The organism is Kitasatospora sp. P5_F3 (genome assembly GCF_054049135.1).
In genome coordinates this window covers 1-12579 of record NZ_JBFUMY010000102.1, presented here as the reverse complement: position 1 = coordinate 12579, position 12579 = coordinate 1, and the positions used below count along the sequence as shown (strand labels likewise).

Below are 12579 nucleotides of genomic sequence, written 5' to 3'. Positions count from 1 at the left end.
GCCCGGTTACATTCCGAACCCGGAAGCTAAGCCTCATAGCGCCGATGGTACTGCAGGGGGGACCCTGTGGGAGAGTAGGACGCCGCCGAACAATCTTTAGTCAGAAAGCCCCGCCGGGTAACCGGCGGGGCTTTCTGCATTTCCGGGCCGGGGTACCTGTCCAGTTGCCTCGGCGTTCCGTCCACGGCACACTGGCCCGTCATGGGCGGTGACCGAGGGCACGAGGCGGAGAGCGACTTCCGGGCGTTCTACGAGGGTGCGTACGGTCAGTTGGTTGCTCACCTCTATGCCCTGACCGGGGATCTCGGCGATGCGCAGGACGCCGCACAGGAAGCGTTCGTGCGGGCCTGGAGTCACTGGGGCCGGCTCAGTGCGTACGAGAATCCGGTGGCCTGGGTGCGGTTGACCGGTCAGCGGATCGCGATCAGTCGGTGGCGGCGGGCCAGGACGGCGCTGCGGAGCTGGGTGCGGCACGGCGAGGGGAGTCCGCTGCCGGGGCCCGGGCCGGAGTCGGTGGCGTTGGTGGAGGCGCTGCGGCGGTTGCCCGAGGCGCAGCGGTCCGCGTTGGTGCTGCATCACATGGGCGGCCGGGCGGTGGCCGAGATCGCGGCCGAGGAGGGTGTCCCGGTCGGGACGGTGAAGGCGCGGCTGCACCGTGGGCGGCAGGCGTTGGCCGAACTGCTGGGCGAGGAGGAGGGCGAGGGCGGCCTGTCGCTCCGTCAGCCGGATGTGCCGTCAGGCCCGATGGCCACGCCGTCGCCGTCCCCGTCGCCGGAGACGAGACAGCCGAAGCAGACGAAACAGCCGACCAAGCAGCCACTGCGGCCGCAGTCCGAGCGGGGGAAGCAGGGCGCCGCCCCTGTGGTGCCGGAGCAACGGGGCGGCGGGGAGCGTAACTTGAAGAGGACGCTGAGCGCTCGTGGCTGAGAGGGGGCCGATCGCCATGGACGACCAGGATCGTCCGGCCATCACCACCGCGCGGTTGGACGGCCTGTTCGACGGCCTGCGGGGCGAGTTGAGCGGGCTGCGGATGCCCGAGCCCGATCAGTTGGTGGGCCGGGCGGTACGCCGTCGCCGTCGGCGGCGGGTCGAACTGACCTTTGTTGCCGGGGTGTTGGCCTCGGCCGGGGTGTGCGGTCTGGCCCGGGTGTCGGGAGGCGGTGGCGGGATCGCCACCGAGCTGGTGGGGCCGCCGTCGTTGCGGACCATCTCGCCGACCCTGGTGCTGCCGGGGCCGGGCGAATCGGTCGGGCGGGTGGAGACGGTGATGCCGGTGGGCGCGACGGGTGGCGGGCTGCTGTTCGGCCGGGAACAGCTGCCGGTGAGCCAGGGGCGCTACGGTCCTTGGGGGTCACAGCTGTTGGCGGCTTCGGCGTTCGCGATGCCCACTGTCCAGGGGTGTGTACCGGAGCTGGTGGACTCGTTGGGTGCCCTGCACCGGTGGGAGCTGGTGCATGGGGATGTCGGCCGGCCGGATGTGACGGCGGTGCAGTACCTGCTCGAGTTCCCCGCGGAGTCGCAGGCGGCGCAGGCGGCGGCCCGGCTGCTCGGGCCGGTGGAGTGCGCGGGGCTGGGCTGGCCGGCGGGGGAGCGGACGGACCGGGCGGTGGCGGTCGGTTCGACCAGGCTGCCGGGCCGGGTGGAGGAGTTCACCACCCGGGTGAGTGGCCGTCAGCTGGGGGTGCTGATGGTGCAGTACCAGGTCGACCGGTTCGCCGAAGCCGCAGTGCTGGACCCGGAGTTCCGGGCGGCGGCGGAGCAGTTCGGTGCGGTCGGAACAGCTGGGGTCGGAACATCTGCGGCCGGGACGGGTACGGCCGGGACGAGTACGGGCGGTACCGGCGCGACCGGGACGGCGTCGAGGGGTCTGACCGGTCCGGGCTGACCGTGGCAGGAAATCCTCGGAAGTTTTCCGGATTTCGACGCAACCTTTCTCCGTCGAGAGGCGTGTCCTCTACGTGCCGACGACGGGGCAGCGATCGCCCGGTCCAGGCCCCGTGGGTGCTGTGGGGAACAGGGGACTCCACAGCACCCACGCCGCACGTGCCCGGCCAGGGTTTCTTCCACCGGGGGAACATTCGTTGACCTGGCTCCGCAGCGCTGGAACGCTGAGGGACGTGAGCCGAGCCGTGAGCCTTGTGGGCCGCCTGTACGTCGATCTCCGACGGCATGCGAGCGCGATCTGTGCCGTCTGTCGCTGACGACGACGCACCGCCCGCCCCTGCCCGGCCGCCGTTCTCCCGGCGCTCCGTGACACCTAATCGCTGACTGCGCACTCGCGTCCGCCCCGTCCCCCGGGCGGGCCGTTCAACGATCCCGAAGCCCCCATCGACCGTCTCGGCGGTCGGGCGCTCCCTGCTGCCCGTAAAGGATCAGATCCCCATGGCCTCGACCATCTCCAGGCGCACCCTCCTCGCACTGGCCGCCGTCGGCGCGGCGTCCGCCGCCTGCGGCCGGGCCACCGCCACCGGAAGCAACGGCGGGCAGGAGACCAGGAAGATCCGCTACCAGGGCTGGGCCGGGCAGGTCACGCTGCCCGAACTGGCCGAGGATCTCGGCTACTTCGGCGATGTGAAGCTGGAGTGGGTCGGCAACACGATCAGCGGCCCGCAGGACATCCAGTCGGCGGCCACCGGTCAGACCGACTTCGGCGGCGCGTTCAACGGCGCGGTGGTGAAGCTGATCGCGGCGGGCGCCCCGGTGAAGGCGGTGATCAGCTACTACGGGGTGGACGAGTTCACGTACAGCGGCTACTACGTGCTGGCGGACAGCCCGATCCGGTCGGCCCGCGACCTGCAGGGCAAGAAGGTCGGGATGAACACCCTGGGAGCGCACAGCGAGGCTCTGCTCGACATCTACCTGCAGCGCAACGGGCTGACGGCGGCCGAGATCGCCAAGGTGGAGCCGATCGTGATCCCGCCGGTGAACGGTGAGCAGATCCTGCGTCAGAAGCAGGTCGAGGTCTCGGTGCTGGGCGGCATCCTGCGGGACAAGGCCCTGGCGGCGGGTGGGATCCGGCCGCTGTTCAGCGACTTCGACCTGCTCGGCAAGTTCAGCGCCGGCACCTTCGTGCTGACCAACCGCTTCCTGAAGCAGAACCCGGGCACCTCACAGGTGTTCGTCACCGGTGTGGCCAAGGCGATCGAGTGGGCCAGGACCACGCCGCGCGAGGAAGTGATCGCCCGGAGCACCGAGATCATCCGCAAGCGGGGGCGCAACGAGGACGCCAGCTCGCTGAAGTACTGGCGTTCCACGGGGGTCGCGGAGACCGCAGGCCGGATCAACGACGAGGAGTTCAAGCTCTGGATCGACTGGCTGGTCGCGCACGGCGACATCAAGGCAGGCCAGGTCAGGCCGAGTGACCTCTACACCAACGAGTTCAACAAGTACGGGGGTTGAGATCGTGACCAGTCAGATCAGTTTCCACCAGGTGACCAAGACCTTCCCGGCGACGCGGAAGGGCGGGGCCGAGTTCACGGCCCTTGACCGGGTCGATCTGGACGTCGCCGCCGGTGAGTTCGTGGTGATCGTCGGCCCGAGCGGTTGCGGCAAGTCGACCCTGCTGGACCTGGCGGGCGGTCTCACCCGGCCGACCGGAGGCGAGATCCTGCTCGACGGCCGACCGGTCACCGGGCCGGGGCTGGACCGCAGTGTGGTCTTCCAGCAGTACGCGTTGCTGCCGTGGCGGACGGCGCAGGGCAACGTCGAGTTCGGCCTGGAGGCGACCGGGGTGCCGCGCCGTCAGCGGGCGGTACTCGCACGGGAGTACCTGGACCTGGTCGGTCTGACCGGCTTCGAGGACCGGCATCCGCACGAGCTGTCGGGCGGGATGAAGCAGCGGGTGGCGATCGCCCGCAGCCTGGCGTACGACCCGGGGGTGCTGCTGATGGACGAGCCGTTCGCGGCGCTGGACGCGCAGACCAGGGAGTTGCTCCAGGACGAGCTGCTGCGGATCTGGGAGCGCACCGGCAAGACCGTCGTGTTCATCACGCACGGCATCGAGGAGGCGGTCTACCTCGGCCAGCGGGTGGCGGTGCTGACCTCCAGGCCGGGCAGGGTGAAGGAGGTGGTCCCGATCGACCTGGGCGAGCGGACCAAGGCGCAGGATCTGCGCTCCGCACCGGAGTTCGCCCGGTACCGGCACGAGATCTGGAGCCTGCTGCACGACGAGGTCAGCCGGGCCCAGCAGTTGGAGCGAGAGGTGGTCCCCGTATGAGCACCGACCTGCGGCCGGCTCCGTCGATCAGCCTGCCGACCCCGAAGACCCTGCCACCCACGCGTCGCCCGTCCTGGCTCCCCGGAGTATTGCTGACGGCCGTCACGAAGACGGTGGCGATCGCGGCGCTGCTGGTGCTCTGGGAGCTGGCGCCGCGTCTCGATCTGGTGGACCGGACCTTCCTGCCGCCGGCCAGCGAGGTGCTGGACGCCTGGCTCGGCCTGCTGGACAGCGGACAGCTGACGGTCAACACCTGGGCCAGCCTGACCCGTTCGCTCAGCGGCTTCGGCCTGGCGGTGGTGATCGGGGTGCCGCTCGGCCTGCTGATCGGCTGGTACCGCCGGATGGCCGACCTGCTCAGCCCGTTGCTCGAACTCTTCCGCAACACCGCCGCGTTGGCGCTGCTGCCGGTCTTCGTGCTGATCCTCGGGATCGGCGAGACCTCGAAGATCTCGATCGTGCTGTACGCCTGCCTGTGGCCGATCCTGCTGAACACCATCAGCGCCGTACGCAGTGTCGATCCGACGCTGCTGCGACTGGCCCGTTCGCTGGACCTGTCGCCGGTGCGGCTGTTCCAGAAGGTGATCCTGCCCGCTTCGGTGCCGGTGGTGTTCACCGGCATCCGGCTGGCGGGGGCGGTCTCGATCCTGGTGCTGGTGGCGGCCGAGATGGTCGGCGCCAAGGCCGGTCTCGGCTATCTGATCAACGCTTCGCAGTACAACTTCGCGATCCCGCAGATGTACGCGGGCATCGTCACCATCTCCGTCATCGGGGTGGCGTTCAACCAGTTGCTGGTCTGGCTGGAGCGCCGGTTCACCGCGTGGCGCGCCCCGCTCAACAGTTGAGGAGAGAGCCGTGCAGGAGCTGAGTACGGACGTTCTGGTGGTCGGCGGCGGCCCGGCCGCCACCTGGGCCGCGCTGGATGCGGCCCGGGCGGGCGCGGACGTGGTCCTCGCCGACAAGGGCTACTGCGGTACCAGCGGCGCAACTGCCGCCGGTGGTACGGGAGTCTGGTACGTCGAGCCGGACCCGGCGGCCCGCGAGGCCGCGATGGCCAGCCGGGAGGCGCTGGGTGGCTATCTGGCGGACCGTCGCTGGATGGGACGGGTGCTGGACCGGACCTACGCCAACATCAACGAGCTGGCCGAGAGCCGGGGTTACCCCTTCCCGACCGGCCCCGACGGACGGCAGCTGCGCAACGGGCTGCAGGGTCCCGAGTACATGCGCCGGATGCGGATCAGGGTGAAGCGCGCGGGAGTCCGGGTGCTCGACCACAGCCCGGTGACCGAACTGCTGGCCGCCGCCGACGGATCGGTGGCCGGGGCGGCCGGCCACCGGCGGCAGGAGGGCCACGGCTACCTGGTCCGGGCCGGGGCCGTGGTGCTGGCCACCGGCGGCTGCGCGTTCCTGAGCAAGGCGCTGGGCACCGACACCAACACCGGGGACGGCGCCCTGTACGCGGCCGAACTGGGGGCCGAGCTGTCCGGGATGGAGTTCTCCAACGCGTACGGGATCGCACCCGAGCACACCTCGGTGACCAAGACCGCGTTCTACTCCTTCGCCACCTTCTACCGCGAGGACGGCGAGGAGCTGGAGGGCGCGGCAAGCCAGGGCGGGCGTTCGGTGATCGCGCGGGAGCTGCTGACCGGAAAGGTGTACTGCCGACTGGACCGGGCGGACGGGGCGGCCCGGGCCGCGATGCGGCTGGCCCAGCCGAACTTCTTCCTCACCTTCGACCGGCTCGGCGTCGACCCGTTCACCGAGCGGTTCGCCGTCACGCTGATCGCCGAGGGCACGGTGCGCGGCACCGGCGGCATCCGGATCACCGGGGACGACTGCCGCACCACGGTGCCCGGTCTGTACGCGGCCGGGGACGCGGCAACCCGGGAGGAGATCTGCGGCGGCTTCACCGGCGGCGGCAGCCACAACGCGGCCTGGGCGATGTCCTCCGGCAGCTGGGCGGGCCGGGGCGCCGCCGGGTACGCGCTGGCGCTGGGGACCGGTGCGGCCCGACGGGCCGTCAGCCCGGCCGGTGGCGCCGGACTGCGGCCGCTCGGCTCCCGGGACACCGACCCGCGCGAGGTGATCCGCACCGTGCAGGGCGAGGTGCTCCCGTACGACAAGAACTACCTGCGGCACGGTGCGGTGCTGACCGGGGCGCTCGGTGTGCTGGACGACGCCTGGGCGCGGCTGCGGAACGGACTGCACGGCACCGGCCGGGAGGCGGTGCTGGCCCGGCAGGCCGCCGCGCTGACCGCCAACGCCCGCTGGATGTACCGCTCGGCGCTGGCCAGGACGGAGAGCCGGGGGATGGCCAGGCGGCTGGACTTCCCCGGGCAGGACGCGGCCCAGCACCACCGGATCGCCTCCGGGGGCTTGGACGAGGTCTGGACCCGGCCGCTGACGGCGGTGGCGGCGTGATCGAACTCGTCTCGCCCGAGCGCTGCATCAGCTGCGACAAGTGCATCAAGGTCTGCCCGACCGACGTCTTCGACCGGGGCGCCGACGGACTTCCGGTGATCGCCCGGCAGAGCGACTGCCAGACCTGCTTCCAGTGCGAGGCGAACTGCCCGACGGACGCCCTGTTCGTCGCCCCGCACACCCATCCGCAGCCGCCGTTGGACGAGCGCGCGCTCGCCGAGTCCGGACTGCTGGGCAGCTACCGGGCCCAGATCGGCTGGGGCAGGGGCCGCACCCCGGGCTCGCTGCGCGCGGTCGGCCCGGCCCTGGGCACCGCACCGATCACCTCCTGAACACCCGTCACGAAGGGACCCGAGTCATGAGTCTGGAGATCCACAAGGTCGGCGGCCGGATCGGCGCCGAGATCACCGGGGTGGACACCTCGCGGCCGCTGGACGCGGACACCGTGAGCCGGCTGAACGAGGCGCTGGTGGCGCACAAGGCGCTGTTCTTCCGGGAGCAGCACCTGGACGACGAAGGCCAGCTCCGTTTCGCCGCCAACTTCGGTGCGCTGACCACCGCCCACCCCACCGTCCCGTCGCTGGCCGGGCAGCCGAGCGTGCTGCCGGTGGACAGCGAGGACGGCGGCCGGGCCAACCGCTGGCACACCGACGTCACCTTCGTCCGCACCCCGCCGAAGGCCAGTACGCTGCGGGCGCTGGTGGTGCCGCCCTACGGCGGCAACACGCTGATCGCCAACTCCCAGGCCGCGTACCGGGATCTGCCCGAGGCGCTGCGGGAGCTGGCCGACCGGCTGTGGGCGGTGCACACCAACGACTACGACTACGCGCAGGGCAAGGAGCTGGACGAGGCGGACGCCGAGCGCCGCCGGGTCTTCACGGCCGTCAAGTACCGGACCGCCCACCCGGTGGTGCGGGTGCACCCGGAGAGCGGTGAACGCGGGCTGTTCGTCGGCGGGTTCGCGCAGCGCATCCTCGGTCTGCCGGCCGCCGAGTCGCACGACCTGCTGCGCAGCCTGCAGGCGTACGTCACCCGGCCGGAGAACGTGGTGCGCTGGCGCTGGTCGGTCGGCGACCTGGTGCTGTTCGACAACCGCTCGACCCAGCACTACGCGCCGGACGACTACGACGACCTGCCGCGCCGGCTGCACCGGGTGACGGTGGCGGGGGACGTGCCGGTCGGGGTGAGCGGGGAGTCCAGCTACCTGATCGAGGGGGACGAGGCTCCGCACTACACTTCCTAGTCAACGCCGAAGGGGGGCCCCCCCGGGKGGGGGGGCCCCCCTTCGGCGTTGGATCAGGAGAAGCGGCCGGCCGGGCGGGGCAGGCCGTAGTGCTCGCGCAGGGTGCGGCCGGCGTAGCCCTCGCGGAACAGGCCGCGCTTGCGCAGGATCGGCAGCACCTGCTCGACGAAGTCGGTCAGGCCGTCGGGGAGGATCGGCGGCATGATGTTGAAGCCGTCGGCGGCGCCCTGGGTGAACCAGGTCTCGATGTGGTCGGCGAGCTGCTCGGGGGTGCCGACGACCACCTGGTGGCCGCGTCCGCCGCCGAGCCGGCCGACCAGTTGACGCAGGGTCAGCCGGTCGCGTTCGGCCAGGTCGCGGATGAGTTCGAACCGGCTCTTGGCGCCGTTGATCTCGGTCACCGGCGGCAGTGGCGGCAGCGGCTCGTCCAGCGGGTGGTCGGTCAGGTCGATGCCGAGCACGGTGGAGAGCACGCCCACCGAGCGGGCGGGGTTGATGAGGTCGTCCAGCTCGCGGTCCAGGCGGCGGGCCTCCTCCTCGGTGGAGCCGAGCACCGGCACCACACCGGGCAGCACCACGACCTGTTCGGGAGCCCGGCCGAAGCCGGCGGCCTGCCGCTTGAGGTCGGCGTAGAAGGACTGCCCTTCGGCCAGCGTCTGCTGCGCGGTGAACACCGCCTCGGCCCAACGGGCGGCGAAGGCCCGGCCGTTGTCGGAGGAACCGGCCTGCACCAGCAGCGGGTGGCCCTGCGGCGGGCGGGGGATGTTCAGCGGGCCGCGGACCTGGAAGTGCTCGCCGACGTGGTCGATCTCGTGCACCCGGTCGGCGTCGGCGAAGGCGCCGGTGGCCCGGTCCAGGGTGAGCGCGCCGTCCTCCCAGCTGTCCCAGAGCGCGGTGACCACGTCGAGGAACTCGGCGGCCCGCTGGTAGCGGACGGCGTGCTCCTGGTTGGCGGAGCGGCTGAAGTTCTGCGCGGACCGCTCACCGGCCGAGGTGACGATGTTCCAGCCCGCCCGGCCGTGGCTGATGTGGTCCAGCGAGGCGAACTGCCGGGCCAGGTTGTACGGCTCGCTGAAGCCGGTGGAGACGGTGCCGATCAGGCCGATCCGCTCGGTCACCACGGCCAGCGCGGTGAGCAGGGTGAACGGTTCGAAGTGGCTGATCAGGCCCCAGCCGCCGTCCGAGCGGGCCTCCACGCCGTCGGCCAGGAAGACCGAGTCGAAGGAGGCCGCCTCGGCGGTCTGTGCCAGTCGCTGGAAGTGCGCGATGTCGGCGGCCTGGTGCGGGTCGGTGCGCGGGTGACGCCAGGCCGCCTCGTGGTGGCCGACGCCCATCAGGAAGAGGTTGAAGTGCAGCTGCCGGTCGTCAGTGGGCATGGTGAAGTGCTCCGGTTCCGGAGGAGATCGGGGATTGTCCCCAATTCTCGTTCCGGACACGGGAGTCGGACAGTGATTCGCCCACCGACGGAATTAATCCGCCCGTCACGAGCCGAGCCGGTCAGGAGCTGGGCCCGTCAGGAGCTGCGCGCGGTGCGCAGCTCCATCGGCCGCTGGTACGCGCTGTCCAGTACGCCCGCGCAGGCCGCCACGGCCAGCACGTCCGGCCCGAACGAGGCGGCCGTCACCAGCTGCCCTGGCTCCACCGCGCCGTGCCGGCCGACCTGGTCGTACAGGTAGTCGGCCAGCTCCGGACGGACCGTCAGTCCGGCTTCGCTGACCACCAGGACCTCGGGATTGAGCACGTTGAGCAGCAGCGCGGCGGCCGGGGCGGCCAGCCGGAGCCGTTCCTTGATCAGTGCCACGGCCCGCTCGTCGCCGGCCCGGGTCAGGGCCAGCAGCAGTTCGAAGTCCGGTGCGGGGATGAGGCCTTGGGCGTGCGCGCGGCGGGCGACGGTGCGTTCGGAGACGGTGGCCTGGAGGCAGCCGGTCCGGCCGCAGGCGCAGGGCTCGGTGGAGCCGGGGACGGGCAGGTGGCCGACGTTGCCGGCCCGGGAGCGGCGGCCGCGCAGCACGGCGCCGCCGGTGGCGAAGGCGGCGTCGACGACGTTGCCGACGAAGAGCTGGACGAGTTCGGTCGAGCCGCGGCCGGCGCCGAACAGCAGCTCGGCCACGGCCAGCGCCCGGGCGTGGCTGTCGACGTGTACGGGCAGCCGGGTGGCGCGGGCGAGTTCGGCCCGGACCGGGACGTCCCGCCAGCCGAGCGGGCCGTGCTCGACCACGGTGCCGCGTTCGGAGTCGACCCAGCCGCCGGTGACCACCCCGAGGCCGAGCAGGGAGCGTCCGGCGGCCCGCCGGGCCAGGAAGCCCGGCAGGTGGTCGCGGACGGTGGCGAGCACGGTGGCGGCGTCGCCCCGGCGGGGCAGCCGTTCGTGCGCGACCACCCGGCCGCGCAGGTCGAGCAGCGCGAAGGTGAGGAACGGGACGCCGATGTGCACGCCGCAGGCGAGGTGGTGGCGGCTGTCCACGTCGAGCGGCAGCTGGGGGCGGCCGGCCCGGGGCGGTCCGTCCGGCGCGGGCAGTTCGCGGACCAGGCCGAGGCCGATCAGGTCGGCGGTGTGCCGGGAGACCGCCGCCGGGCTGAGTCCGGTGGCCCGTCCGACGGCGCCCCGGGCCAGCGGCCCGGYGGCCAGTACGGCGCGCAGCACCGCCCCGGTGCCGCCGCCCTCGGTGGGCTGCGGCGCCCGGGCCGGCGCGGGGGGAGCGACCAGAGAGAGCATGCGGTCGATGCTCCCAGCGGGGTGTTGCACGGGCATGGCGGCGGCATGACGGGGCCCCGGCGCCGTCAAGAGCTCGCTAAGACTGGCCGTACGCATCACCTGATCAGCGGATTCCCGGCCGGACGGCCGTAGGCTCGGGGGCAGGCGAACAGGTGTCCGGGGGCGTGGCCTGCCGGGCTGACCAAGAATGGTGCGCATGGCACGCGGCAGGCTGCGGATCTACCTCGGGGCGGCACCCGGCGTCGGCAAGACGTACGCCATGCTGGCCGAGGCGCACCGCCGCGCGCTGCGTGGCACCGACGTGGTGGCCGGCTTCGTGGAGCACCACGGGCGGGACCGGACCGCCGAGCTGATCGAGGGTCTGGAGCTGGTGCCGCGCCGGGAACTGACGTACCGGGGGGTGACCCTCGGCGAGCTGGACCTGGACGCGGTGCTGAGCCGGCGGCCCGCCGTCGCCCTGGTGGACGAGCTGGCCCACACCAATGTGCCGGGCAGCCGGAACGCCAAACGCTGGCAGGACGTCGAGGAGCTGCTGGCGGCCGGGATCGACGTGGTGTCGACCGTCAACATCCAGCACCTGGAGTCGCTCGGCGACGTGGTAGAGGGCATCACCGGGGTCCGCCAGCGCGAGACGGTGCCGGACGAGGTGGTCCGGCGGGCCGACCAGATCGAGCTGGTCGACATGTCGCCCCAGGCGCTGCGCCGCCGCCTGGCCCACGGCAACGTCTACCCGCCGGACCGGATCGACGCCTCGCTGGCCAACTACTTCCGGCCGGGGAACCTCACCGCGCTGCGCGAGCTGGCCCTGCTCTGGACCGCCGACCGGGTGGACGAGTACCTGCAGCGCTACCGGGCCGAGCACGGCATCGAGGGCACCTGGCAGGCCCGCGAGCGGATCGTGGTCGGCCTGACCGGCGGCCCCGAGGGCGCCACCCTGATCCGGCGCGCGGCCCGGATCGCCGACCGGGCCTCCGGCGGCGAGCTGCTCGCCGTGCACATCGCCCGCTCGGACGGGCTGGCCGGGGAGAGCGGCTCCCCGCAGACCCTGATCGAGCAGCGGGCCCTGACCGAGAGCCTCGGCGGGAGCTTCCACACCGTGCTCGGCGACGATCCGGCCGGCGCCCTGCTGGACTTCGCCCGGGGGGTGAACGCCACCCAGATCGTGCTGGGCAGCAGCCGCCGCCGGGCCTGGCAGTACCTGTACGGCCCCGGGGTCGGCGCCACCGTGACCCGCGAGAGCGGCGACATCGACGTGCACACCGTCACCCACGAGCAGGCGGCCCGGGGGCGCGGCCGGGTGCCGGTGCGCAAGGTCACCGACCTGGGCCGGACCAGGACCGTGCTCGGCTGGCTGATCGGCGTCGGCGGTCCGCCGCTGCTGACCCTGCTGCTCACCCAGGTGAACGGCCTCGGGCTCTCCACCGACATGCTGCTCTTCCTCAGCCTGACCGTCTGCGCGGCGCTGGTCGGCGGGCTCTTCCCGGCGATCGCCTCGGCGCTGGTCAGCTCCTCGGCGTTGAACTACTACTTCGCGCCGCCGATCCACACCTTCACCATCTCCGAGCCGCAGAACATCCTGGCCGTGGCGATCTTCACGGCGGTCGGCATCGCGGTCGCCTCGGTGGTCGACCTGGCCGCCAGACGTACCCAGCAGGCCGCCCGGGGCCAGGCCGAGGCGCAGTCGCTGAGCGCGCTGGCCGGCACCGTACTGCGTGGCGCCCCCGGCGGGGACGGGCTGCTGACCGCCCTGCTCGACCAGGTCAGGGAGACCTTCCAGCAGGACTCCGCCGCCCTGCTGGAGCGTGCTGACGACCACTCACCCTGGCAGGCCGCCGCCGCTCGGGGCCCGCACCCGCCGGCCCGCCCCGAGGACGGCGACGTGGACGTCCCCGTCGGCGAGCACCTCGCCCTGGTGCTGCGCGGCCGGGTGCTGCCCGCCGCCGACCGCCGCCTGCTCGGCGCGTACGCCGCCCAGGGCGCGGC

Annotated in this window: 12 protein-coding genes and 1 rRNA gene; 11 read left to right on the top strand and 2 right to left on the bottom strand. The window is 72.5% G+C overall.

Annotated elements, in window-relative coordinates; genetic code table 11:
- The 10 genes from rrf to ACXJMZ_RS33870 all read left to right on the top strand — a co-directional run.
- Positions 1-91 (top strand): 5S ribosomal RNA (gene rrf, locus ACXJMZ_RS33915); the annotation flags it as partial.
- Between the two features lie 110 nt (positions 92-201).
- The gene (locus ACXJMZ_RS33910) at positions 202-927 is read left to right on the top strand and encodes a SigE family RNA polymerase sigma factor (protein WP_457033862.1); all 726 of its coding nucleotides are present in this window, start codon (positions 202-204) and stop codon (positions 925-927) included.
- Positions 928-943: 16 nt separating this feature from the next.
- Positions 944-1885, top strand: coding sequence for a hypothetical protein (locus tag ACXJMZ_RS33905; protein WP_457033861.1), 942 nt, complete (start codon positions 944-946; stop codon positions 1883-1885).
- Between the two features lie 73 nt (positions 1886-1958).
- On the top strand, positions 1959-2201 hold the full coding sequence (locus tag ACXJMZ_RS33900; protein WP_457033860.1) for a putative leader peptide: 243 nt from the start codon (positions 1959-1961) through the stop codon (positions 2199-2201).
- Positions 2202-2382: 181 nt separating this feature from the next.
- Positions 2383-3399 carry an ABC transporter substrate-binding protein gene (locus ACXJMZ_RS33895; protein WP_457033859.1) on the top strand — a complete coding sequence of 339 codons (1017 nt, stop codon included), beginning with the start codon at positions 2383-2385 and terminating at the stop codon, positions 3397-3399.
- Between the two features lie 4 nt (positions 3400-3403).
- A complete protein-coding gene (locus ACXJMZ_RS33890; protein ID WP_457033858.1) occupies positions 3404-4216 on the top strand; it encodes an ABC transporter ATP-binding protein in 813 nt (270 codons plus the stop codon).
- Positions 4213-5061, top strand: coding sequence for an ABC transporter permease (locus ACXJMZ_RS33885; protein WP_457033857.1), 849 nt, complete (start codon positions 4213-4215; stop codon positions 5059-5061). The genes ACXJMZ_RS33890 and ACXJMZ_RS33885 overlap by 4 nt, the downstream gene beginning before the upstream one ends.
- Positions 5062-5071: 10 nt before the next feature.
- Entirely contained in the window at positions 5072-6637 is a 1566-nt protein-coding gene (locus ACXJMZ_RS33880; RefSeq protein ID WP_457033856.1) for an FAD-binding protein, read from the top strand.
- Complete coding sequence (locus ACXJMZ_RS33875) at positions 6634-6969, top strand: 4Fe-4S dicluster domain-containing protein (protein WP_457033855.1); 336 nt, start codon at positions 6634-6636, stop codon at positions 6967-6969. The genes ACXJMZ_RS33880 and ACXJMZ_RS33875 overlap by 4 nt, the downstream gene beginning before the upstream one ends.
- Positions 6970-6995: 26 nt before the next feature.
- A complete protein-coding gene (locus tag ACXJMZ_RS33870) occupies positions 6996-7880 on the top strand; it encodes a TauD/TfdA dioxygenase family protein (RefSeq protein WP_457033854.1) in 885 nt (294 codons plus the stop codon).
- A 53-nt stretch (positions 7881-7933) separates the two neighbouring features.
- Here ACXJMZ_RS33870 and ACXJMZ_RS33865 read toward each other — a convergent pair whose 3' ends face one another.
- Together ACXJMZ_RS33865 and ACXJMZ_RS33860 are read right to left on the bottom strand one after the other, a co-directional pair.
- Entirely contained in the window at positions 7934-9256 is a 1323-nt protein-coding gene (locus ACXJMZ_RS33865) for an LLM class flavin-dependent oxidoreductase (RefSeq protein WP_457033853.1), read from the bottom strand.
- A 137-nt stretch (positions 9257-9393) separates the two neighbouring features.
- Positions 9394-10596: an ROK family protein gene (locus ACXJMZ_RS33860; RefSeq protein ID WP_457033852.1), complete on the bottom strand. Its 1203-nt coding sequence runs from the start codon at positions 10594-10596 to the stop codon at positions 9394-9396.
- A 196-nt stretch (positions 10597-10792) separates the two neighbouring features.
- Here ACXJMZ_RS33860 and ACXJMZ_RS33855 point away from each other — a divergent pair.
- Positions 10793-12579 (top strand): DUF4118 domain-containing protein (locus ACXJMZ_RS33855; RefSeq protein ID WP_457033851.1); only part of this gene is annotated, 1787 nt, incomplete at its 3' end.